25 protein-coding genes are annotated in these 22,189 nt (G+C 66.8%); 18 read left to right on the top strand and 7 right to left on the bottom strand.

Going from position 1 to position 22,189, the window contains the following annotated elements:
• The first annotated feature begins 23 nt into the window (after positions 1–23).
• Genes ADBZ5N_RS00220 through ADBZ5N_RS00210 form a run of 3 tightly spaced genes read left to right on the top strand, consistent with a single transcriptional unit; the run spans position 24 to position 2,421 of the window.
• On the top strand, positions 24–911 hold the full coding sequence (locus ADBZ5N_RS00220) for an oxygenase MpaB family protein (protein ID WP_526255466.1): 888 nt from the start codon (positions 24–26) through the stop codon (positions 909–911).
• Entirely contained in the window at positions 904–1,494 is a 591-nt protein-coding gene (locus ADBZ5N_RS00215) for a TetR/AcrR family transcriptional regulator (RefSeq protein ID WP_526255465.1), read from the top strand. Before ADBZ5N_RS00220 ends, ADBZ5N_RS00215 begins: the two co-directional genes overlap by 8 nt.
• Before the next feature lie 60 nt (positions 1,495–1,554).
• The gene (locus ADBZ5N_RS00210; protein WP_526255464.1) at positions 1,555–2,421 is read left to right on the top strand and encodes a serine hydrolase domain-containing protein; all 867 of its coding nucleotides are present in this window, start codon (positions 1,555–1,557) and stop codon (positions 2,419–2,421) included.
• 2 nt (positions 2,422–2,423) lie between these two features.
• On the opposite strand, the gene ADBZ5N_RS00205 is transcribed toward ADBZ5N_RS00210, so the two are convergent.
• The 3 genes from ADBZ5N_RS00205 to ADBZ5N_RS00195 are packed head-to-tail and all read right to left on the bottom strand — an operon-like array spanning position 2,424 to position 5,235.
• Complete coding sequence (locus tag ADBZ5N_RS00205) at positions 2,424–2,963, bottom strand: NifU family protein (protein ID WP_526255463.1); 540 nt, start codon at positions 2,961–2,963, stop codon at positions 2,424–2,426.
• Positions 2,960–4,930 carry a ferrous iron transporter B gene (gene feoB / locus ADBZ5N_RS00200; RefSeq protein WP_526255462.1) on the bottom strand — a complete coding sequence of 657 codons (1,971 nt, stop codon included), beginning with the start codon at positions 4,928–4,930 and terminating at the stop codon, positions 2,960–2,962. The genes ADBZ5N_RS00205 and feoB overlap by 4 nt, the downstream gene beginning before the upstream one ends.
• Before the next feature lie 11 nt (positions 4,931–4,941).
• Positions 4,942–5,235: a FeoA family protein gene (locus ADBZ5N_RS00195; RefSeq protein ID WP_526255461.1), complete on the bottom strand. Its 294-nt coding sequence runs from the start codon at positions 5,233–5,235 to the stop codon at positions 4,942–4,944.
• Between the two features lie 100 nt (positions 5,236–5,335).
• Between ADBZ5N_RS00195 and hemL the strand changes: the two genes are divergently transcribed.
• From hemL to ccsB, 6 genes are all read left to right on the top strand, one after another.
• Positions 5,336–6,670, top strand: coding sequence for a glutamate-1-semialdehyde 2,1-aminomutase (hemL, locus tag ADBZ5N_RS00190; protein ID WP_526255460.1), 1,335 nt, complete (start codon positions 5,336–5,338; stop codon positions 6,668–6,670).
• Positions 6,667–7,308: a histidine phosphatase family protein gene (locus ADBZ5N_RS00185; RefSeq protein WP_526255459.1), complete on the top strand. Its 642-nt coding sequence runs from the start codon at positions 6,667–6,669 to the stop codon at positions 7,306–7,308. Before hemL ends, ADBZ5N_RS00185 begins: the two co-directional genes overlap by 4 nt.
• Positions 7,305–7,910 (top strand): TlpA disulfide reductase family protein, encoded by a 606-nt coding sequence (locus tag ADBZ5N_RS00180; RefSeq protein ID WP_526255458.1) that lies wholly within the window; start codon positions 7,305–7,307, stop codon positions 7,908–7,910. Before ADBZ5N_RS00185 ends, ADBZ5N_RS00180 begins: the two co-directional genes overlap by 4 nt.
• Positions 7,907–8,716 (top strand): cytochrome c biogenesis CcdA family protein, encoded by an 810-nt coding sequence (locus tag ADBZ5N_RS00175; protein WP_526255457.1) that lies wholly within the window; start codon positions 7,907–7,909, stop codon positions 8,714–8,716. The genes ADBZ5N_RS00180 and ADBZ5N_RS00175 overlap by 4 nt, the downstream gene beginning before the upstream one ends.
• 104 nt (positions 8,717–8,820) lie before the next feature.
• On the top strand, positions 8,821–10,362 hold the full coding sequence (gene resB, locus ADBZ5N_RS00170) for a cytochrome c biogenesis protein ResB (protein ID WP_526255456.1): 1,542 nt from the start codon (positions 8,821–8,823) through the stop codon (positions 10,360–10,362).
• A 16-nt stretch (positions 10,363–10,378) separates the two neighbouring features.
• Positions 10,379–11,392, top strand: coding sequence for a c-type cytochrome biogenesis protein CcsB (gene ccsB, locus ADBZ5N_RS00165; protein ID WP_526255455.1), 1,014 nt, complete (start codon positions 10,379–10,381; stop codon positions 11,390–11,392).
• Between the two features lie 28 nt (positions 11,393–11,420).
• On the opposite strand, the gene ADBZ5N_RS00160 is transcribed toward ccsB, so the two are convergent.
• Complete coding sequence (locus ADBZ5N_RS00160; protein WP_526255454.1) at positions 11,421–11,582, bottom strand: hypothetical protein; 162 nt, start codon at positions 11,580–11,582, stop codon at positions 11,421–11,423.
• Positions 11,583–11,669: 87 nt separating this feature from the next.
• Between ADBZ5N_RS00160 and ADBZ5N_RS00155 the strand changes: the two genes are divergently transcribed.
• Positions 11,670–11,942, top strand: coding sequence for a DUF4229 domain-containing protein (locus tag ADBZ5N_RS00155; protein WP_526255524.1), 273 nt, complete (start codon positions 11,670–11,672; stop codon positions 11,940–11,942).
• A gap of 16 nt (positions 11,943–11,958) precedes the next feature.
• Here the strand turns inward: ADBZ5N_RS00155 and ADBZ5N_RS00150 are convergent, their stop codons facing one another.
• Positions 11,959–12,831, bottom strand: coding sequence for a 1,4-dihydroxy-2-naphthoate polyprenyltransferase (locus tag ADBZ5N_RS00150; protein WP_526255453.1), 873 nt, complete (start codon positions 12,829–12,831; stop codon positions 11,959–11,961).
• Positions 12,831–12,956: a hypothetical protein gene (locus ADBZ5N_RS00145; RefSeq protein ID WP_526255452.1), complete on the bottom strand. Its 126-nt coding sequence runs from the start codon at positions 12,954–12,956 to the stop codon at positions 12,831–12,833. Before ADBZ5N_RS00145 ends, ADBZ5N_RS00150 begins: the two co-directional genes overlap by 1 nt.
• Before the next feature lie 31 nt (positions 12,957–12,987).
• On the opposite strand from ADBZ5N_RS00145, the gene ADBZ5N_RS00140 reads away from it, so the two are divergent.
• From ADBZ5N_RS00140 to ADBZ5N_RS00115, 6 genes are all read left to right on the top strand, one after another.
• Positions 12,988–13,764, top strand: coding sequence for an S-methyl-5'-thioadenosine phosphorylase (locus tag ADBZ5N_RS00140; protein ID WP_526255523.1), 777 nt, complete (start codon positions 12,988–12,990; stop codon positions 13,762–13,764).
• Positions 13,765–13,797: 33 nt separating this feature from the next.
• Entirely contained in the window at positions 13,798–14,928 is a 1,131-nt protein-coding gene (locus ADBZ5N_RS00135) for an NAD(P)H-dependent flavin oxidoreductase (RefSeq protein WP_526255451.1), read from the top strand.
• 22 nt (positions 14,929–14,950) lie between these two features.
• Positions 14,951–16,600: an amidohydrolase gene (locus ADBZ5N_RS00130; protein ID WP_526255450.1), complete on the top strand. Its 1,650-nt coding sequence runs from the start codon at positions 14,951–14,953 to the stop codon at positions 16,598–16,600.
• Positions 16,597–17,505: a CobW family GTP-binding protein gene (locus ADBZ5N_RS00125; RefSeq protein ID WP_526255449.1), complete on the top strand. Its 909-nt coding sequence runs from the start codon at positions 16,597–16,599 to the stop codon at positions 17,503–17,505. Before ADBZ5N_RS00130 ends, ADBZ5N_RS00125 begins: the two co-directional genes overlap by 4 nt.
• A gap of 115 nt (positions 17,506–17,620) precedes the next feature.
• On the top strand, positions 17,621–18,460 hold the full coding sequence (locus ADBZ5N_RS00120) for a GNAT family N-acyltransferase (RefSeq protein WP_526255448.1): 840 nt from the start codon (positions 17,621–17,623) through the stop codon (positions 18,458–18,460).
• The gene (locus ADBZ5N_RS00115) at positions 18,457–19,269 is read left to right on the top strand and encodes a lysophospholipid acyltransferase family protein (RefSeq protein ID WP_526255447.1); all 813 of its coding nucleotides are present in this window, start codon (positions 18,457–18,459) and stop codon (positions 19,267–19,269) included. The genes ADBZ5N_RS00120 and ADBZ5N_RS00115 overlap by 4 nt, the downstream gene beginning before the upstream one ends.
• Here the strand turns inward: ADBZ5N_RS00115 and phoU are convergent.
• Positions 19,196–19,930, bottom strand: coding sequence for a phosphate signaling complex protein PhoU (phoU, locus tag ADBZ5N_RS00110; protein WP_526255446.1), 735 nt, complete (start codon positions 19,928–19,930; stop codon positions 19,196–19,198). The genes ADBZ5N_RS00115 and phoU overlap by 74 nt on opposite strands.
• 216 nt (positions 19,931–20,146) lie before the next feature.
• Between phoU and pstS the strand changes: the two genes are divergently transcribed.
• Together pstS and ppk2 are read left to right on the top strand one after the other, a co-directional pair.
• Positions 20,147–21,262 carry a phosphate ABC transporter substrate-binding protein PstS gene (gene pstS / locus ADBZ5N_RS00105; RefSeq protein WP_526255445.1) on the top strand — a complete coding sequence of 372 codons (1,116 nt, stop codon included), beginning with the start codon at positions 20,147–20,149 and terminating at the stop codon, positions 21,260–21,262.
• A 65-nt stretch (positions 21,263–21,327) separates the two neighbouring features.
• On the top strand, positions 21,328–22,188 hold the full coding sequence (ppk2, locus tag ADBZ5N_RS00100; RefSeq protein ID WP_526255444.1) for a polyphosphate kinase 2: 861 nt from the start codon (positions 21,328–21,330) through the stop codon (positions 22,186–22,188).
• The last annotated feature ends 1 nt before the right edge of the window (position 22,189 follow it).

The following is a 22,189-nucleotide window of genomic DNA, read 5'->3' as shown; positions in this document are numbered from 1 at the left end:
CGAAATCTGTAACACTGTCTCCTGTGACCGAGCTCGTGCAGAACCCGGAGACCACGCAGGCCGCCGAGGCCGCCGATGACTCGCGTCCGCTGGGGCCGGACTCGCTGGTGTGGAAGTACTTCGGTGACCGCCGCATCGCGCTGATCGGCCCCCGACCCGCCGTGCTGCAGAACATGTTGGCCGAACTCGGTCAGGGCGTTGTCGACCACTCGGTGTTCTTCGCCGACACCGCCGCCCGGATCAAGCGATCGCTGCCGCCGATCTACCGCACCGTCTACGGCAGCGACGAGGACAACGCCGGGCCGATGGTCCGTGAGTTCCACACCAACATCAAGGGCGAGATGCCGGCGGAGTTCGGGGGAGGCCGGTATCACGCCCTGGATCCGGACACCTACTTCTGGGCGCACGCCACCTTCTTCGACCAGGCCCTCTACTTCACCGACACCTTCGTCAAGACGCTCTCGCGTGCCGAGAAGGAACAGATGTACCTCGAGTCCAAGACGTGGTACCGCCGCTACGGCGTCAGTGACCGTCCGATGCCCGCCGACTACGCCGCCTTCGAGAAGTACTGGGACCACATGATCAACGACGTGCTGGTGGCGCACCGCACCGCCAGGTACGGCATCGGCTACGTCACCAAAGGATTCCCCAAACCCAAAGGGGTCTCGCCGACGGTGTGGAAAATCGTTGCCCCGGTGTTCAATCCGCTGGCGGCCTTCCTCACCACCGGTGGTATGCCGCCGCGCACCCGTGAGATTCTCGGCCTTCCCTGGGACGACCAGAAGGAGCGCCGCTATCAGCGTTTCGCCGCGTTCTGCCGGTCCCGGGCGGTGAACTGGGCATGGCAGCGGGTGCCGATGAAGTTGCGCTATGTCCCCTACGCCAGAGAAGGTTTCGCCCGGTATGCCTGACGGCGCCGCGACCGAAGCGATCCTCGACGCGGCTCTCGACGAGTTCGATCGGCACGGCATCCGCAAAGTGGCCCTCGACGACGTCGCACGCCGAGCAGGGGTCAGTCGCACCACCATCTACCGGCGCTTCGCCAACCGGGACGACCTCGTCGCCGCCGTGATGGAAAGAGAGAACGCCCGGTTGTTCGCTGACATCGCCGAAGAACTCAAAGGCGCGCGTCCGCAGTCCAATATCTATGTCGAGGCGTTCACCGCCGCGATTCTGCGGACCCGTCGGCATCGGGTGCTGAACCGGATGATCGCCGAGGAACCCGCGCTGAGCCTGGAGTTGGCCCGTCGCCATTATCACGCCGCCGTCGGTCGTATCGAGATGGCGTTGCACGTGATCTTTCCGCCGGGCTTCGCGGATCGGATCGGCTCTCGGACGGTTCACGAACTCGCCGACAACACCTGGCGCTACGCCATGCTGCTGCTGCTCTTGCCCAGCGCCGAGCCAGTCCAAACCGTTGACGAAGTCCGGTCTTTCGCCACGAATCATTTCCTGCCCAGCCTGCCGGCGGCGTTGCGGACGGTGCCGGTCTGATGGACATCGTCACTAACCTCGCAGAGGACGCGTCGCGGCAGTTCCATCAACCCCCTTGGCGTGCAGGACACGACGCTCGCGCGCTCGGCTGTGCTCAATCGGCAATACGCCGATGGACATACGGCGATGCCGGTCAACGGCCAGGACGCCGTGCTGGTGCAGACGCCGGTGTGGTTGCCGCGCTGTGTGGACCCCGCCGGCGGCATCTGGTCGACCACGCGGGATGTATTGCGTTACGCCAGAATGCATCTGGGTGATCCTGCCGGAGAGGACGCGTTGTTGAGCGCGGCCAGCCGCCAGGCGATGCAGCGGCCGGCCGTTGCGGTTCCGGGGCTCGGTCTGCACATGGGGCGCAGCTGGTTCGTCCAAGAGGTGGACGGCCTGCGGGTCATCTCGCACAACGGCGACACCTCCGGCCAGCACGCCGTCCTGCTCGCGGTGCCCGAACGCCGGTTTGCCTTCGTCCTGCTGCTCAACGGTCAGCCCGGAGCCGCCGCGGCATTGGCCGCCCTGGATACCGCGCTGGCCGGCTATCCCGCAATGGCTGCGATGGCGGGGCGGGTCGGATTGATGCGGGCGCTGCTGGCTCCTGCGGATCTGGACACCATCGAGGTGGCCGCCGAACAGTTGCAGGCCTATGCGGGCCGCTACATCGACCCAGGCCAGGTCTCTACGTTCCGGATCGCGGGGCAGCGGCTGGAGAAGGTTTCCGAGCTGACCCCTGAACCGGGTGCGTGGCGGCCGGCCTTCTCCTCGCCGCCCGCCGACCCGATGCCGGTGAGTTTCATCGCACCGGACCTCGCGGTGGCCGGCGGAGTGCGGATCCCGTTCGTGCGCAACGCTGATGGCGGCATCGGCTGGATGGCGGACGGGTTGCGGCTTCGGCCGCGCGAGGACGACCGCACGAGCCGGCGGTCAAGGCGCTAGCTTTACCGACCGCCGATCCGCAACCGCAACTGCCCCTGGCCGCTCCCGGTCTCGACCAGATCCGGGCAGCGGCCGCGTAACGCCTCCAGCAGGCGAAGTCGCAGCGTGTACTCGGCGGCTGGGCAGTGCTCGCAGGCGCCGCCCAGACGCACCGCCACCTCGTCGCCGTATCGCTGCGACTGCACCGTGCCGCCGTGCGAGCCGATGAAGTCCCCGATCGAGCCGGCCAACAGATCAGCGGTGACGAGGTCGAGCACCTCCCCGGGGGCGGGCGCAACCACCCAGCCGGTCGGATCCTCCAACGCATCGCGCAGTGCGGTCCGCACCTCGCTGCCGCACGTCGACCACGACAGGCCTTCGCCCAGCCACAGCCAGACCGCCGAGCGTTCGGTGAGGGCACCGGAAAAGGTTCCGTGGTAGAGCATTTCACCCAGTCGGCCAGGCGCCCGGGTTACTCGGCCGACGGGCAACACCGCCCCGGTCGTCACCCAGCGCACCGCGCGGTCGTCACCGCCGACCCGCTCGGCGTGGATGCCGATCATGTCGACTGGAGCGCTGCCACGACAGTGCGGGCCGCCAGTGCCATCACCCACGCCAGGACGAACATGTAGCCGAACGCCAGCGCCGGCCATTTCCACGATCCGCTCTCCCGCCGCATCACGCCGACGGTGGACACACATTGCAGCGCATACATGAAGAACACCAGCAGGGCGGCGATGGTCGGGGCGTCGAACAACGCCCGCGTGGCCCCCGGATCGGACCCGGGCTCCTGCTGCACCCGCATCTGGCGCAGCGCCTGGGCCGGTTCCTCGGGATTCTCGGCCGCGGCGACCTGACCCAGGGTGGCCACGAACACCTCGCGGGCGGCCAGCGAGGACACGATGCCGATGTTGATGCGCCAATCGAAGCCGAGCGGTGCGAACACCGGCTCGACCGCCCGGCCGATCGCCGCCGCGTAGGAATTGTTCACGACGTAGGCTTCGACGGCGGCCGCGTCGGTGGTGTCCACCCCCGCCGCGGCGATGGCGGTCGCATCGCGCATTGGCAGATTCAGCAACGCCCACAACACCATCGTGGTCGCCAGGATGATCGTGGTGACCTTGCGCAGGAACGCCGCCGCCGCCGTCCACACCTCGGCGGCAACGCTTTTCAGCCGCGGAATCTGATACGGCGGCATCTCCATGTAGAACGGCAGCAGCGAGCCACTGCGTGATGACAGCTTCTTGAACACGGCCGCCACCAGCATCGCCGAGATCGCGCCGAAAAAGTACAGCGCGAACATCACCACCCCGCGGGCGTTGAACCCCCCGACCTTGGCATCGGCAGTGAAGAGCAGACTTACCAGCAGGATGTACACCGGAAGGCGCGCCGAGCAGGTCATCAGCGGTGCGCCCATCATGGTGGCCAGTCGGTCACGCGCCGACGGCAGCGATCGGGTGGCCATGATCCCGGGGATCGCGCAGGCGAATGACGACAGCAGGGCGACGAAGGCGCGGCCCTCCAGGCCGGCGCGCGCCATCACCCGATCCATCAGGAACGCCGCCCTGGCCAGATAGCCGGTCCCCTCCAGTACGGCGATGAGGACGAACAGCAGAACAATCTGGGGTAAAAACACCAGCACCCCACCGATCCCCCCGATAACTGCCTGGGACAGGAACGCCGACAGCCACCCCGCCCGTAGATGGGAACCCACCAGGTCGCCGAGCCAGCCGAAGAACCCCTCGACGTAGCCCTGCAGTGGCGCCGCTACGGTGAAGATCGTCTGGAAGAAGACGAACATCGTCAGCAGAAAGACCAGCGTGCCGATCACCGGGTGCAGCAGCACCGCGTCGATGCGCTGGGTGCGCGGATCGACGTCGGGCAACCGGTAGCCGGAGGACTCCAGGACTGATTCGGTCCACCCCGGCACCTCGGCGGGGTCGGTGGGTGGCGGCACGACCGGCTGCATCCAGGACAGGTGGGCGGCCATCACGCGGCGCAGCTCGGCGACGGCTTCCCGCCTGCCGCCGGCCACCGCGACCACCGGTACGCCCAGGGCCCTGCTCAGTGCCGGTGCGTCGATTCGGCCGTTACGACGAGTGAGGTCATCGGTGAAGGTGAGCACGACACACGTCGGCAGGCCGGTTTGCTGTACCTGGGCCAGCAGGCCGAGCGCACGCCGTAGCGTGGTGGCATTGAGTAGCACCAGCATGGCGTCGGGGGCGTCGAGGTGCTGGTGCCCGGTGTCGAGCACCTCCACCACGATGGCTTCATCCGGGCTGATCGGATCCAGGCTGTAGGTACCGGGCAGATCCTCGATCACCACCGTGTGGGTGTCATCGAGGCGCGCCTTGCCCTCATACTTGGCGACGGTGACACCCGGATAGTTACCGGTCTTGGCGTGCAACCCGGTCAGCGCGTTGAACAGCGTGGTCTTGCCCGAGTTGGGGCTGCCGACCAGAGCGAACCGGGTCAGGCCCGGGGTAGCGGTCGCCGAGGCGCCACCGGTTCCGCAGTGTGCGCCGCTCACAGATTCCAGGCTCACCGAACCGGTACGACGGCGATGCAGCGGGTCTGACTGCCCCGCAGCGCGATCTCGTAGTCGCCGACCCGGTAGATCACCGGGTCACCGAGGGGCGCACGGCGCACCATGGTGATCTGCACCCCGGGTACCAGTCCGAGGTCGAAGAGTCGACGGGCCACGGCCGGTTCAGTGTCGCCGTACCCGACCACGGCTGCGCGCTCGCCGCGTCGAAGGTCGGCGAGCGTTGGTGAGGTGTGTGAATCCGCACCGGCCAGCGTGCGTTTCCGCATCATCTCAGAAACCGGGGACATAAAGTTAGGGTAGCGTTACCTCGCAATGCGGGACAGGGTCAAAAGGCCCCAACTACACCCTGTAGTTGTTCGTTCACCCGCGGCTGGGACACTGGTCCTCATGAGTGAGCAGTCGGGCTCCGGAGTGCTGTGCGACCACTCGGTGACCGCCTCGGCGAAGCTGTTCGAACAGGCCTGCGCGGTGATCCCCGGCGGGGTGAACTCGCCGGTCCGGGCGTTCAGCGCCGTCGGCGGCACACCCCGTTACATCACCTCGGCGACGGGGTGTTGGCTCACCGACGCCGACGGCAACCGGTATGTGGACCTGGTGTGCTCCTGGGGCCCGATGATCCTGGGCCACGCCCATCCGGCGGTCGTGGAGGCGGTCGGCCGAGCGGCCGCCAACGGACTGTCGTTCGGGGCGCCCACCCCGGGTGAGACCGACCTCGCGGCCGAGATCATCGCCCGCGTCGCGCCGGTGCATCGGGTTCGTCTGGTCAATTCCGGCACCGAGGCCACTATGAGCGCGGTAAGACTGGCGCGCGGTTTCACCGGCCGGTCCAAGGTCGTCAAGTTCTCCGGCTGCTACCACGGCCACGTGGATGCCTTGCTCGCCGACGCCGGCTCGGGGGTGGCAACCCTCGGTCTGCCGTCCTCGCCCGGGGTCACCGGTGCCACCGCCGCCGACACGATTGTGCTGCCCTACAACGACATCGACGCCGTCGAGGCGGCGTTCGCGGCCTTCGGCAACACCATCGCCGCGGTCATCACCGAGGCCGCCGCGGGCAATATGGGAGCGGTGGCCCCGCTGCCGGGCTACAACGCCGCCCTGCGCCGCATCACCGCCGAGCACGGTGCCCTGCTGATCGTCGACGAGGTCATGACCGGTTTCCGGATCAGCAGATCGGGCTGGTACGGCATTGACCCGGTCGACGCCGACCTGTTCACCTTCGGCAAGGTGATGAGTGGCGGACTGCCGGCGGCGGCCTTCGGCGGACGAACCGAGGTGATGGAACGACTGGCCCCACTCGGGCCGGTATACCAGGCCGGCACCCTCTCGGGGAACCCGGTCGCGGTAGCAGCGGGCTTGGCCACCCTTCAGCACGCCGACGACGCGGTGTACGCCGCCCTGGATGTCAACGCCGACAGGTTGGCCGCAATGCTGGGCGAGGCACTGTCGAATGCCGGCGTCGCCCATCGCGTCGCGCGCGCCGGTAACTTCCTTTCGGTGTTCTTCACCGAGGACCCGGTGACCGATTTCGCCTCGGCGCGGGCCAGTGACACCTTCCGGTTTCCGCCGTTCTTCCACGCACTGCTCGACGCCGGTGTCTACGCGCCGCCGAGCGCCTTCGAAACCTGGTTCGTCTCAGCAGCACTCGACGACACCGCCTTCGAGCGGATCGCGGCCGCCCTTCCTGTCGCATCCCGGGCCGCCGCGGAAGCGAGACCGTCATGAGCGAACTCACCCAATCGGGCGGGCCGGCCAGCGGAGGCCGGACCATCGTTCATGTGATGCGCCACGGCGAGGTGCACAACCCGGAGAAGATTCTCTACGGCCGCCTTCCCGACTACCACCTCTCCGAACGCGGCCGCGCCCAGGCCGAGGCGGTCGCCGCGTGGCTGGCCAAGCGCGACATCATCTACGTCGTCGCCTCGCCGTTGGAGCGCGCCCAGGAGACGGCCGCTCCGATCGCCGCTCACCACGACCTGACGGTTGACGTCGACGAGTCGCTGATCGAGTCGCACAACGTCTTTCAGGGTCAGCGGGTTTCACCCGGCGACGGCGCGTTGCGTGATCCACGCAATTGGTGGCACCTGCGCAACCCTCGCTCGCCGTCCTGGGGTGAGCCCTACCACGAGATCGCCGACCGGATGAGTTCTGCGCTGCACCGGGCCCGAGTCAAGGGCGCGGGCCACGAAGCTGTCGCGGTCAGCCACCAACTACCCGTCGAGACCTTGCGCAGGGCGATGAACGACGAACCGCTGCATCACTTCCCGACCAAGCGGATGTGCAATCTGGCCTCGGTGACGTCGTTCTACTTCGACGGAGACGACTATGTCGGGTGGGGATACTCGGAGCTTGCCGGCCGGTGAAGTTGTTGGTGGCAGTCCTGGCAGCGGTCCTGATGACGGGTGGCGTGACAGGCTGCGCCACCGGTGACGACGCGGTCGCCCAAGGCGGCACCTTCCAGTTCGTGGCTCCCGGCGGCAAGACCGATATCTTCTACGATCCGCCGTCCGCCCGCGGCAGGCCCGGGCCGTTGTCCGGTCCGGACCTGATGGACACCGGCAAGACCATCTCGCTCGAGGACTTTGCCGGTCAGGTCGTGGTCATCAATGTTTGGGGTCAGTGGTGCGGACCGTGCCGCGCGGAGATCTCCGAGCTGCAGAAGCTCTATGACGCGACCCGCGCCGATGGTGTGGCAGTGCTGGGTATCGACGTGCGCGACAACGACATCCAAGCTCCGCGGGACTTCGTGATCGACCGCAAGGTCAGCTTTCCGTCGATCTACGACCCGGCGATGCGCACCATGATCGCCTTCGGCGGCAAATACCCGACCACGGTGATCCCGTCGACTGTGGTGCTCGACCGGGAACACCGGGTGGCCGCGGTGTTCCTTCGGGAGTTGCTCGACGATGATCTGCTTGCGCTTGTGAGACGGTTGGCGGCCGAACCAGCGCCGGAATCCTCGTGACCGGTCTGGCGGAGACCGCTGCCGCTGGCCCCCTCGCGCTGGCCCTGGGGCTGTGTGTTCTGGCCGGCCTGGTGTCCTTCGCGTCCCCGTGTGTGGTGCCCCTGGTGCCGGGCTACCTGTCCTACCTAGCCGCGGTCGTCGGTGCTCCCGGTGCCCCCGGTGCCCCCGGTGCCCCCGGTGCCGCCGGTGCTGCGCCCGAGTCCGGCTCCGGCACCCGGACCCGCTGGCGGGTGGCGGGGTCGGCGCTGTTGTTCGTCGCCGGGTTCACCGCCGTGTTCGTGCTCGGCACCGTGGCGGTATTGGGCATGACGACGACACTGATCACCAATCAGATTGTGCTGCAGCGCATCGGCGGTGTCGTGACCATCATCATGGGTCTGGTCTTCATCGGCTTCATCCCCGCGCTGCAACGCCAGGCCCGGTTCACTCCGCGGAGGTGGGCCGGTCTGGCGGGGGCGCCGCTGCTCGGGGCGGTGTTCGGTTTGGGGTGGACCCCGTGTCTGGGGCCCACGTTGACCGGGGTGATCGCGGTCGCGTCGGCCACCGACGGCGCGAGCGTGGCCCGTGGGGTGGTTTTGGTCATCGCCTACTGCCTGGGCCTGGGAATCCCGTTCGTGCTCCTGGCGCTGGGATCCGGTTGGGCGCTGAATGCCTTCGGCTGGCTGCGCCGGCATAGCCGCGCTATCCAGGTATTCGGCGGACTGCTCCTGGTCGCCGTCGGCGTCGCCCTGGTGACCGGGCTGTGGAACGACTTCACCTCCTGGGTTCGCGACGCCTTCGTCAGCGATGTGAGGCTGCCGATTTGACTTCTCATTCCCTGGAGCAGACAGACATAGGCGTTCCCGATAGGCCGCCGCTGGCGGGACGTTTACGTCTGCTCGCGCTGCGACCGTGGCGGGCATTGACCTCCATGGGCACTGCCCTGGTGTTGCTCTTCCTGCTCGCGCTCGGCGCGGTTCCCGGAGCGCTGTTTCCCCAGCGCAGTCTCAACGCGTCCAAGGTTCAGCAGTACCTCGACCAGCACCCGGTGATCGGCCCATGGTTCGATCGGCTGCAACTGTTCGACGTGTTCTCCAGTTTCTGGTTCACGGCCATCTACGCGCTGCTGTTCATCTCGCTGGTGGGATGTCTGACGCCGCGCACCGTCGAGCACTTCCGTGGCCTTCGCGCCACACCGGTGCCGGCGCCCCGAAATCTGAGCCGACTGCCCCGGCACACCACCATGACCCTCAGCGGGAACCCTGCAGAGATCGCCACCGGCATCGGCGCGCAATTGCGGGGTTGGCGGCGCGTCACCCGCGCCGGCGACGACGTCGTCGAGATCTCCGCCGAGAAGGGTTACCTGCGAGAGTTCGGCAACATCGTCTTCCACTTCTCCCTGATCGGTCTGCTCGCCGCCGTCGCCGTCGGCAAGTTGTTCGGCTACGAGGGCAACGTGATCGTGCTCGCCAACGGCGGTCCGGGATTCTGTTCGGCATCCCCGGCGGCGTTCGACTCCTTCCGGGCCGGCAACAACGTCGATGGCACCTCGCTGTACCCGATGTGTATCCGGGTCAACGATTTCCAAGCCCGCTACCTGCCGACCGGGCAGGCCGTCTCCTTCGCCTCCAACATCGACTATCAAGCCGGAAACGATCTGAACACCGGCACGTGGCGGTCCTACCGGCTGCAGGTCAACCACCCGTTGCGGGTCGGCGGGGACCGGGTCTACCTACAGGGGCACGGTTACGCCCCGACTTTCACCGTCACGTTCCCCAATGGCCAGCAGCGCACCCAGACTGTGCAATTCCTACCCAATGATCTGCAGAGCCTGCTCTCGTCGGGCACGATGCGCATCGATCCGCCGGCCGGGCTGTATGCCGCCGATGAGCGGCGCAAGAACCAGATCGCCATCACCGGGCTGTTCGCCCCGACCCAGCAGATGGACGGCAAACTGCTGTCATCGAGCTTTCCCGAAATGCGGGATCCGGCGGTCGCCGTCGACATCTATCGCGGCGACACCGGCCTGGACAGCGGCCGCCCTCAGTCCCTGTTCAGTCTGGACACCCGGCTCGTCGAGCAGGGGCGGCTGAACAAGCTCAAGCGGGTCAACCTCACCGCCGGTCAGCAGGTCGATCTCGGTGACGGCACCACGGTGCGATTCGACGGTGCCACCGAGTTCGTCAATCTGCAGGTCTCCCACGACCCCGGCCAGGTATGGGTGCTGGTGTTCTCGATGACCATGATGGGTGGTCTGCTGGTGTCGCTGGTGGTGCGCCGCCGGCGGGTGTGGGCGCGCATTCATCAGGTAGGACCCGGTACGGTGAAAGTCGAGTTGGGAGGCCTTGCCCGCACCGATAATTCGGGGTGGGGTGAGGAGTTGGACAAGCTGGCTCAGCGAGTGGCGGCAGCGGATCGCGCATCGGGGCCTGCGAATGGCGACAGCGGATCGCCCATGAGGCGCAGCGAGTAGCGAAGGCGGATCGCGCATGAATACCGATATCGACCTCGGTCTGGCCCGGTTCTCGGACTGGGCCTTCACCGCATCAGTCGTCGTCCTGGTTCTGGCCCTGCTGCTGCTGGCGGTCGAACTCGCCTCCAGTCGCTCCCGCCGGGTCCACGAGCGTGAACTGGTTGCCGCCACGGCTCCGGTGTCGGGCACCACCGGCGGCGTGGACCTGGCCGACCAAAAAACGACGGACGAGGGCCCCGGCGTGGTCGCCGAAACCCCCGCGCCGCCGTTGTCCGAACGGGTCGGCAAGGCCGGACTCAGTCTGGTCTACCTCGGCGTCCTGCTGCTGCTGGCCTGCATCGTGCTGCGCGGCTTGGCCACCCATCGGGCGCCGTGGGGCAACATGTACGAGTTCATCAACCTGACCTGCTTCTGCGGTCTGGTTGCCGCGGCAGTGGTCTTGCGTAAACCGCAGTACCGGGCGCTGTGGGTCTTCGTCCTGGTGCCGGTGTTGGTCCTGCTGACGGTTTCCGGTAAGTGGCTCTACACCCACGCTGCACCGGTGATGCCCGCGCTGCAGTCCTACTGGCTGCCGATCCACGTCTCGGTGGTCAGCCTGGGCTCTGGAGTGTTCCTCGTCGCCGGCGTGGCCAGCATCCTGTTCCTGCTCAAGATGTCGCGGTTCGCCGCGCCGGATGCGCACGGCGCCTGGGCCGGCATCGTGGCCAAGTTGCCCGACGCCCAGACGCTGGATCGCATCGCCTACCGCACCACCATCTTCGCCTTCCCGGTCTTCGGGTTCGGCGTCATCTTCGGGGCCATCTGGGCCGAGGAGGCATGGGGCCGCTACTGGGGTTGGGACCCCAAGGAGACGGTGTCGTTCATCGCCTGGGTGATCTACGCGGCGTACCTGCATGCCCGCTCGACGGCGGGTTGGCGGGACAAAAAAGCGGCGTGGATCAACATCGCCGGGTTCGCCGCAATGGTGTTCAACCTGTTCTTCATCAACCTGGTGACCGTCGGTCTGCACTCCTACGCGGGAGTGAGCTGACCGCTGCCGCGCCTGGCGGCGGACGCGTTCAGCCCGGATTGTTGTCCCCGTGGCTGAGCCGCCACAGGAAGTCCGGGTCGTCATCGGGTCCGATGACACGCGGCGTGGGCCGATTGGCCCGGGCGCGGATCGCCCGCAGGGCGACATAAGCCAGTGCGGCGGCGACGAGGATGAGCAGCAGGTAGACCACGCAGAAAACCTCCTTGGTTGCGAATATACGCGCGTCGGTAGGCTTCCCGCCGTGACGGAAAATCAGGCAGGCGGCAGCACCGGCCGCATGGTGCGCGACATCGTCGTCTACACGCTGGCCCGGCTGGGCCTCGTCGCCATCCTCACCGCGGGGATCTACTTCGTGGCGCAGCTGATCGGCGTCCAGGTCCCGCTCGCGGTGGCGGTGCTGTTCGCGATCGTGATCGCGCTGCCGCTGGGTATCTGGGTGCTGGCTCCGCTGCGGCGGCGGGCCACCGAGGGTATCGCCGAGGTGGACGAGCGCCGCCGCCGCGACCGCGAGCAGTTGGAAGCCAGGCTGCGCGGCGAGAAACCGGAGTAAGGCTGCGCGGCCTTGGTCAGCCGGCAGCCGCCAGAGCGGCGGCCACCGCGATCGACCACACGAGCATGGTCAGGCCGGTGTCGCGCAGTACCGGGATCAGCTCACGTCCACCCTTTCCGGTGCGGATCGGCCTGGCGGCCCGCACCGCCAGTGGCAACGACAGGAAGCCCAGCCCGCACCACGGGGTGGCCCGCATCAAAACCACCGTCATCACCGCGGCGACCCCGAGCAGCGACAGGTAGAGCATCCGGGTCCGCGTATCGCCGAGGCGCACCGCCAGCGTCATCTTGCCGGCCACCCGGTCGGTCGGGATGTCCCGAAGATTGTTGGCCACCAGCACCGCCGAGGACATCGCCCCGACGGCGACCGCGGCGGCCACCCCCACCCAGTCTGCCCGCAACGCCTGGGCGTACTGGGTGCCCAACACCGCCACCAGACCGAAGAACACGAAGACGGCGATCTCGCCGAAACCGGCGTATCCGTAGGGTCGTGATCCCCCGGTGTACAGCCATGCCCCCGCGATGCACAGCAGCCCCACGCCGATCAGCCACGGCGCGGTGAGCAGTGCCAGCGCGACGCCGGCCACCGCCGCGACGCCCAGGCTCACCAGCGCGGCGGTCAGCACAGCCCGGGGTGCGGCCAGTTTCGAGCCCACCAGTCGCAGCGGACCGGCCCGCTCGTCGTCGGTGCCGCGGATCCCGTCGGAGTAGTCGTTGGCGTAGTTCACACCGACGATCAACGCCAGCGAAACCGCCAGCGCCAGTGACGCTTTCCACCACACCGCCGACCCGAGCCATGCCGCGGCGCCGGTGCCTGCGATGACCGGGGCGACGGCGTTGGGCAGGGTCCGCGGCCGTGCCCCCTCGACCCACTGGGCGATGGTTGCCATCAGACGGCCAGTTCCAGGACGAGGTTGATGGTGCTGGCCATCCGCCGGGTGGTCAGGTTGCGGGTCACCCCGACCGCCACTGCGGCGCAGAGGCCCAGGACAATCGCCGTGCCGATCCGGAACATTCGAAGGAGCCTAGTGCCCGACAATGCAGGGATGATCGGCGTGATCGGCGGAAGCGGCTTCTACTCCTTCTTCGGCAGGGATGCGCGCAGCGTCACCGTGGATACGCCCTACGGGCCGCCGAGCGCACCGATCACGGTCGGGCGGGTGGGCTGCCACGAGGTCGCCTTCCTGCCCCGGCACGGTCGCAGCCACGAGTTCTCCCCGCACACCGTGCCGTACCGCCCCAACATGTGGGCGCTACGGGCGCTGGGGGTGCGCAGAGTGTTCGGGCCGTGCGCGGTCGGCAGCCTCACCGCCGAGTTGGGCCCCGGCGCGGTCGTGGTCCCCGACCAACTCGTGGACCGCACCCGCGGCCGCCCCGACACCTACTTCGATTCCGGCGGCATCCACGTCGAATTCGCCGACCCGTACTGCCCGACGCTGCGCGCGGTCGCCGCAGCCCAGCCCGGGGTGGTCGACGGCGGCACCATGGTGGTGGTGCAGGGGCCGCGGTTCTCCACTCGCGCGGAAAGTCAGTGGTTCGCCCGGCAGGGTTTCACGCTGGTGAACATGACCGGATATCCCGAGGCTGTGCTGGCCCGGGAACTGGAAATGTGTTACGCCGCAATCGCCTTGGTGACCGATATCGACGCCGGGGTGACGGTCGGGGCGGGGGTTCGCGCCGTCGACGTTTTCGGGGAGTTCGAGCGCAACATCGGCCCGTTCAAGGAGTTGGTGCACCGCGCCATCGACGGGGTGAGAGCCGAACGCGTCTGCACGCACTGCCTGGCCCATGAGGGTGTGGAGCTTCCCTTCGACCTGCCGTAACGACTGGTCACGCCCGTGTCCATACTGGACTGCGTGAAGACAGAGATTTGTGACCGGTTCGGCATCGAGTTCCCGCTGTTCGCCTTCAGTCACTGCCGCGACGTGGTTGCCGCGGTGACCAACGCGGGCGGGTTCGGCGTTCTGGGCGGCGTGGCGTTTCGGCCCGACCAACTCGAGCAGGAACTGACCTGGATCGACGAGCACGTCAACGGCAAGCCCTACGGCGTGGACATCATCGTTCCGGCCAAGTACGAGGGCAAGGGCGAAAATCTCACGCGCGACCAGTTGGCCGAACGTATCCCGGCGGAGTACCGGGACTTCATCAACGAACTTCTCCAGGCACACGACATCGAGGCCGAGGAACTGCGAGTGGGTTCCTCCGCACTCGGTGGAGACACCGGCAAGGGATTACTCGACGTTGCGCTCAACCATCCGATCGCGATGATGGCCAATGCGCTGGGCGTGCCGCCGGATTACATGATCGAGGCCGGCAAGGAACGCGGGATTCCGGTCGCTGCTCTGGTCGGCGCCAAGGAACATGCCATCAAGCAGGTTCAGGCGGGTGTCGACCTCATCGTGGTCCAGGGCACCGAGGCCGGCGGGCACTGCGGCGAGGTGACGACGCTGGTGCTCATCCCGGAGGTGCTCGACGCCATCGCCGAGATCCCCGGCGGTAAGGACGTGCCGGTGCTCGCCGCCGGTGGCATCGTCACCGGCCGGCAGATGGCGGCCTGTGTGGCGATGGGCGCCGCGGGAGCGTGGACCGGTTCGGTGTGGTTGACCACCGACGAGGCTGAGACCGCTCCGTTCACCAAGCAGAAGATGCTCGCGGCGTCCTCGCGGGACACCGTCCGCTCGGCCGGCCGAACCGGAAAGCCGTCGCGGCAGTTGCGGTCGGACTGGACCGACGCCTGGGCGCCCAGTCCGAAAGGCCGCCAACCGTTGCCACTGCCGCTGCAGGCGATGATCGCCGAACCGGCGTTGCGCCGCATCGACAAGCTCGCCGAGGGCGGGCACCCCGGCGCCCAGGCGCTGTCCACCTACTGGGTCGGTCAGGGTGTCGGTCTGATGAACAAGATCAAACCCGCCCGGGAGGTGGTCCTGGAGTTCATCGAGGACTACGTCAACGCCGCCGAGCGGCTGTTCCGCACCCTCGACGACTGACTCTGGCCTAGATTCGGGAGCCGTGACCACGATTTTCACGGCCCGCAAAGTCGTCACCATGAATCCGGCCAACCCGGAGGTTCAGGCGGTCGCGGTGCGAGAGGGCCGGATCGTATGTGCTGGCAGCCTGGCGGAATGCCAGTCCTGGGGACCGGCGGAGGTCGACGACCGCTTCGCCGACCACGTCCTGATCCCCGGCTTCGTCGAAGCCCACGGCCATACCGCTGACAGTGCCAGCGAACTCATGCCCTACGTCGGCTACCACCCTTACCCGCTGTCGGACGGCCGGGCCACCACACCCATCCGCAGCTATGAGGACCTCATCGAACGTCTGAAGGCTCAAGACTCCGTCCTGCCGCCGGGAGAACCTCTGGTGGCCAACGGATTCGACCCGATTTACTTCCCGCATCTGCCGCGGCTGTCCAGGCGCGAACTGGATCAGGTCTCCACTGTCCGGCCGGTTTTCGTCCGGCACGCCAGCGGACATCTGGCGACGGTGAACACCGCGCTGCTGCAGGCGGAGGGCATCACCAAAGATTCGCCGACGCCGGGCATCGGCCGCGACGCCGACGGTGAACTCAACGGCGAGCTTCAGGAGGCTCCGGCCATGACCCTGGCCAAGTCGGCGTTCGACAAGCTGATGGCCGCCAGCCTCGGACCGAGGCCGATCGAGATCCATGCGGCGATGTGCCGCAATGCCGGGGTGACGACGTCCACCGAACTCATCGGAATGCTCCTGATCGCGCCGGATCAGGTGAAGGTCTGGCAGGACACGGTCAACGCGCCGACGTTCCCGGCTCGAATGGTGCTCTACAACCTGCCGGTGATGCCGGGCAGCACCGTGGACTACAACGCGGTGGCCGACGCCGCGCTGAGGTTGCGTGAGATCGAATCCGACAAACTGCGTGCCCCCGGTATCAAACTGGTCGCCGACGGTTCGATCCAGGGCTGGACCGCGGTGGTCAACGAGCCCGGCTACTTCACCGGCGAGGACCACGGGCTGCTGATGTTCTCCCCGGAGGACATGTTGGCCGCCGTTCGGGCGTTTCATGCCCGCAAGCTCAATGTGCACTGCCACTGCAACGGCAACGGCGCCGGGCAGATCTTCATCGACGCCGTCGAGGAGGTGCTGCGCACCGATGCCTGGCTGGATCACCGCCACGTCGTGCAGCACTCCCAGATGACCACCGCCGCCCAGTACCGCCGGATGGGTCGGCTGGGTATCTGCGCCAACATCTTCACCAACCACATCTGGTATTGGGGTGACCAGCACTATGAACTCACCATGGGCCCCGAGCGGACCCGTGGGATGTGGGCGTGCCGCACGGCGTTGAACTCGGGCGTGCCGTTGTCGTTCCACACCGACTCCGGTGTCACCCCGGTGGGCCACCTGATGACGATGTGGTGCGCGGTCAACCGCATCACTCCCAGCGGCCGGGTGCTCGGCGAGTACGAGAAGATCACCCCGTACGAGGCGCTGCACGCGGCCACCCTCGGTGCTGCCTTCCAGTTGCACATGGATCACGAGATCGGTTCCATCGAGGCTGGCAAGTATGCCGATTTCGCAGCGCTCAAAGACTCCCCACTCGACGTCGAACCGATGGGGATCCGCGACATCGAGGTGTGGGGCACCGTGGTGGGCGGCGAGGTGTTTCAGGCCGCACGCCGGTGAAGCCGTCGATCCCCGTCACGGTGATCGGCGGATACCTCGGTTCGGGAAAGACGACATTGCTCAACCGGGTGCTTCGTCAGACGGTAGGGCGCCGGATCGCCGTGCTGGTCAACGACTTCGGCAACATCGGCATTGACGGCGACCTCATCGCCGCGGCCGACGGTGACACCATCACGCTGACCAACGGGTGCGTGTGTTGCATGATCGGCAGTGACCTCATGACGGCACTGTGGTCGGTCCGCGACCGCGAGGACCCCCCGGATCACGTCGTCATCGAAGCCAGCGGTATCGCCGACCCGGCCCCGATCTCCCACCACGCACTGACACCCGGATTCGATCTGGACGGGATCGTGGTGCTGCTGGACGCCGAGACGGTGCGCCGCCGGGAGCGCCATCCGGTGGTCGGCCGCACCATCCGCCGCCAGCTCGCTGCTGCGGATGTGTTGGTGCTCAACAAGACCGATCTGGTCTCGGCCGCCCAACTCGCTGAACTCGATGAGTGGCTGGCCCGGTCCGCGCCGGGTGTGCCGGTGCTTCATGCCCGCGACGGCGACGTTCCGGTGTCGGCACTGGCCGGCTTCGCCCACGATGGCCTGCCGGGCATCGAACCGACCGCCCACGACCATGGCCACGACTACCTCACCGTGAGTGTCCCGCTGGAACAGCCCATCGACCGGCCGCGGCTCGAACGATTCCTGGACGGGCTTCCGGAGGGGGTGCTGCGCGTGAAAGGCATTGTCCAGCTGAAGGAGTCGCCCGATCGACGCACGGTGGTCCATCGGGTTGCCACCCGGCGAACCATCAGCACCGAAGGTCCCTGGCGGGCCGGCGACTCGGGCCGACTGGTTCTGATCGCGTTATCCGGGGTGCCTGTGGACGGTCTTGTTTACCCGCTGTTGGCCTGACGCTCCGCCGCCCGACATCGAAGCGGGCGCGATGCTCCGATGATTAACGTTATGTACACCGACACAACATCGTTCGGTTTCGATACAGACATTTGACCCGAACATCGTTCGGGTTGTGAGCGCAACGTCAGTACTCATCGCCCCGCAACAAACGAGATTCGACCGCGATCCCCGCTACACCCTGCTCTTGACGTCCGAGCCCGGCCACATCCTGGCCGCCCAGCGACTCCGTTACGAAGTGTTCTCGACCGAGTCGGGCTTCACGCTTCGCAATGAGGACCAACTCGACATCGACTGTTTCGACGACTACTGCGACCACCTCATCGTCCGCGAAGACCACACCGGTGAACTTGTGGGCTGCTATCGAATGCTGCCCCCGCCCGGCGCCATCGCCGCAGGCGGACTCTACTCGGCGCGGGAATTCGACATTTCCGCACTGGACGCGCTCCGGCCCTTCACGGTCGAGATGGGGCGTGCCGTGGTGCGTGCAGATCATCGCAACGGTGCGGTGATTCTGATGATGTGGACCGGAATCCTGGCCTACCTGGATCGTTGCGGCTACGACTACGTCATCGGCTGCGTCTCCGTCCCCACCCACACCGAGGGGCCGCCGGGGAGTCAGCTTCGGGGAATCCGGGATGCGGTCCTGCAGCGGCATGGGGCCGCCCCGGAGTTCACCGTGCGTCCCTACCGGCCGGTGCAACTCGAAGGCCGCCCCCTTGACAGCATCGACCCGCCTGCACGCACGACCATCCCCGCCCTGATGCGTGGCTACCTTCGGCTTGGTGCACAGATCTGCGGTGAACCCGCCCACGATCCCCAGTTCGGAGTCGGTGACTTCCTCGCACTTCTGGACAAGCGCAGAGTCGATCTGCGATTCCTCACCCGGCTGCGGTCTGCTGCTGCGGCAGGTCAGCATGCCGCCGCGATCGCTCAGGGAACGCACCGCTGGTGACCGCGACCGAGCATGCCTGGCTGCCGAAGACGTCGTGCACACCGGAATGTGTGCGTGCCGGGCTCGGTGAGCCCGACCATCGCCTGGTGGCCGCGATCCGGGCCGCCCGGCGGATCGTCGCCGCCGGGCTGATTGTGACGACGCTGCCCGTGCTCGCCCTCCCGCTGCCGTGGCGGCCTCACGCGCAGCGGTTCTACTGCCGGACCCTGCTGGGATGCCTGGGCATCCGATTCACCCTCTCCGGGGACCCCATCCGCAATCTTCGGGGCATGCTGGTCGTCAGCAACCACGTGTCCTGGGTCGACATCTTCGCGATCGGAGCAGTACTACCGGGCTCTTTCGTGGCGCGTGCCGATGTCTTCGACTGGCCGGCGGTTGGCATCGCGGCGCGAATGGCCAGCGTCATTCCCATCGACCGGGCCAGCCTTCGTCAGCTTCCCGCCGTTGTCGACACCGTGGTCGACCGACTGCGCAACGGGCACACCGTGGTCGCCTTTCCGGAAGGCACCACCTATTGCGGCACCGATCACGGTGACTTCAGACCCGCGCTGTTCCAGGCCGCCATCGACGCGGTCCGACCGGTACAACCCCTGCGTCTGAGCTACCACCACCGGGACGGCAGTCCGTCCACCGCGACTGCTTTCCTCGGAGAGGATTCCCTGTGGGCGTCGATACGGCGCATCGTCCGGGCGCGTGGTACCACCGTTCACGTCCAGGTGCTCCCACTGCACCTGCCTAGGGACGGCCGTGGGGGACTGTCGGCGCTGTGCCACGGAGCCGTACACCGGCAATCGGTGAACGGGGTGTGACGGCGGCGGATCTGGTCGCGGCGGGAATCTGCCCGGTCGCCTGGAAAATGATCCGCCGCGAGATTTCCACCGCGTGGTCGGCGAACCGCTCGTAATAACGGCTCAGCAGAGTCGTGTCTACTGCGGCGGTTGTGCCGTGTCGCCACTCTCGGTCCAGCAATACCGTGAACAAGTGCCGGTGCAGGTCGTCCATCGCATCATCGGCGTCCCGTATGTAACGGGCCCTGCCGAGGTCGCACGATTGGATGACTTGGTACGCGCTCCCTGCCAAATCAACAGCGATACGGCCCATTTCGGCGAAGTAGCCATTGACGTCTTCGGGCAGGGCGTGTTGTGGATGGCGGAGTCGGGCGATCTCGGCCACGTGGACAGCCAGTGCCGCCATACGTTCAAGGTCGGCGACGATTTGTAGCGAGCTGACCGCCGCCCGCAGATCACGGCCCATCGGCGACTGGAGGGCGAGCAGTTGGAAACCGGCCTCCTCAGCCTTGCAGCTGAGGAACGTGATGGTCTCGTGACTTCCGATAACCTGCTCCGCAAGAAGCAGATCGGCTTGGAGAACAGCGTGAGTCGCGTTTTCCATTGCGCTACCGGTTAACTGGCAAATGTGCGCCAGCTGATCGGTCAGGGCCTGAAGTTGGGCACCGTACGCGGACCGCATGTGGCGAGGGTAGAGGTCGGAGGAGAATCAATCGCCGACAGCGCGTGAACGGCGCGTGAACGGCAGTTCGTCCGACCCTACCGTGCACCCGGTGTTCAATCAGACTTCACCGCTGCGTCGCCTCGCGGGCCTAGGGTTCCGCTTCGACCCGGTGCATCGTCGGCCGACCGGCGCGACTGAACCCCCGATGCGCCACGTCCCCTGGAGGCAACCGAGATGAGATCCAGACGGAACCCTGCCGCTGTCGTCGCCGTGGCCGCGTTCCTGGCCGCAGGTTGCTCGCAGACCGGACCGGTGCAGCCCTACGCCCAGGACGTCCGGGTGGTCTGTGCCGGCAAACAGTCGCTGACTGCCAGCGGTTCGACCGCTCAGGCCAACGCCATCACCCACTTCGTCAAGGCGTACCAGAGCGCCTGCCCGGACAAGGGACTTGACTACACAGCCAACGGCTCCGGTGCGGGAGTCCAGGAATTCATCAGCGGGAAGACCGACTTCGGCAACTCGGACTCACCCCTTCAAGGCGGTGAGTACGAGGCGGCCAAGAAGCGGTGCGATGGCGCTGATGCCCTCAACATCCCGATCGTCTTCGGGCCGATCGCGATCACCTACAACCTGCCCGGGGCCGACGTGTTGATCCTCGACGGACCGACGCTGGCGGGCATCTTCTCGGGGGCGATCACCCGCTGGGACGATCCAGCCATCTCCGCCCTCAACCTGCCGTCCGGCCGAGCGCACCCCACCCCGCGCACCTCGATGCCGGCGATGGACATCAAGGTCGTCCACCGCAGCGATCAGTCCGGTACGACCGACAACTTCCAGCAATACCTGCAGGCTGCATCGGATGGGGCGTGGAAGGCCGGTGCCGGTAAAACCTTCAACGGCAAGGTCGGCCAGGGAGCCACCGGGAACCAGGGCGCTGCCGAGAAGGTCAAGAACACACCCGGCGCGATTTCCTACAACGAGTGGTCCTTCGCCATCGACCAGGGTCTGCCGACCGCCGACATCAAGACCCCCGCAGGTGTCACCCACATCGGTACCGACTGGGTCGGCACGTCCATCGCGCCGGTCACCATCACCGGGCAGGGCAACAACCTGGTCCTCGATATGACCCCGGCCTACCAGCCGACCGAGAAGTTCGGATATCCACTGCTGCTGGCCGGTTATGCGATCGTCTGTTCCCGCTACCCGGACAAACAAACCGGCGAGGCCGTGCAAGCCTTCCTGCAATCGGCGGTGACCGTCGGCCAGACCGATCTCAACAAGGTCGGCTACATCCCGTTGCCGCCCGAACTTCAGACCCGGGTCGCCAGTGCGGTCACCAGCATCGGCTGACCGGGGCCGCCAAGCGTTCACCTGTCGGTAACCCCAGGGCCGTCGACGAGCGTTAGGGTGCGCGCGTGCAGATACACCTGGATGGCTACACCGTTGTCGACGACGAGGACGACGATCCGATCCTGCTCGATCCCAGCGGCGTCGCGGTGGATACCTGGCGGGAGAACTATCCCTATGACCATCGAATGTCCCGACCTGACTACGAAGAGCAGAAACACATCCTCCAGGTCGAACTGCTGAAGTTGCAGAACTGGACCAAGGCCAACGGACTGCGGCATGTGATCGTGTTCGAGGGCCGCGACGCCGCCGGGAAAGGCGGCACCATTAAGCGGTTCATGGAGCACCTCAATCCGCGCGGAGCGCGCGTCGTGGCACTGGAGAAGCCGACCGAAAGGGAAAGCACGCAGTGGTATTTCCAGCGCTACGTCAAACACCTGCCGTCGGCCGGAGAGATCGTGCTCTTCGATCGGTCCTGGTACAACCGCGCCGGGGTCGAGCGCGTCATGGGCTACTGCACGCCCAAGCAACACGCTGAATTCGTCAGGCAGGTGCCGCTGTTCGAACAGATGCTCGTCAACGACGGAATCAGCCTGACCAAGCTGTGGTTCTCGGTGTCCCCGTCCGAACAGCGGACCCGGTTCACCATCCGGCACGTTGATCCGGTCCGGCAATGGAAACTTTCACCGACTGACCTTGCCTCGCTGGACAAGTGGGACGACTACACCGCCGCCAAGGTCGACATGTTCACCTGGACCGACACCGAGGTCGCACCGTGGACGGTCGTCAAGAGCAACGACAAGAAGCGTGCTCGCGTCAACGCCATGCGCCATGTCCTGAGTAAGTTCGACTATGCCGACAAGGACTATGAGGCGGTTGGTCAGCCCGACCCGCTGATCGTCGGGCGTGCGGTCTCCCACTCAGACTGAA

The organism is Mycobacterium sp. (assembly GCF_044370595.1).
Classification (GTDB): domain Bacteria; phylum Actinomycetota; class Actinomycetes; order Mycobacteriales; family Mycobacteriaceae; genus Mycobacterium.
The sequence above is the reverse complement of the archived record's forward strand: the minus strand, read 5'-3'. Positions and strand labels throughout refer to the sequence as shown.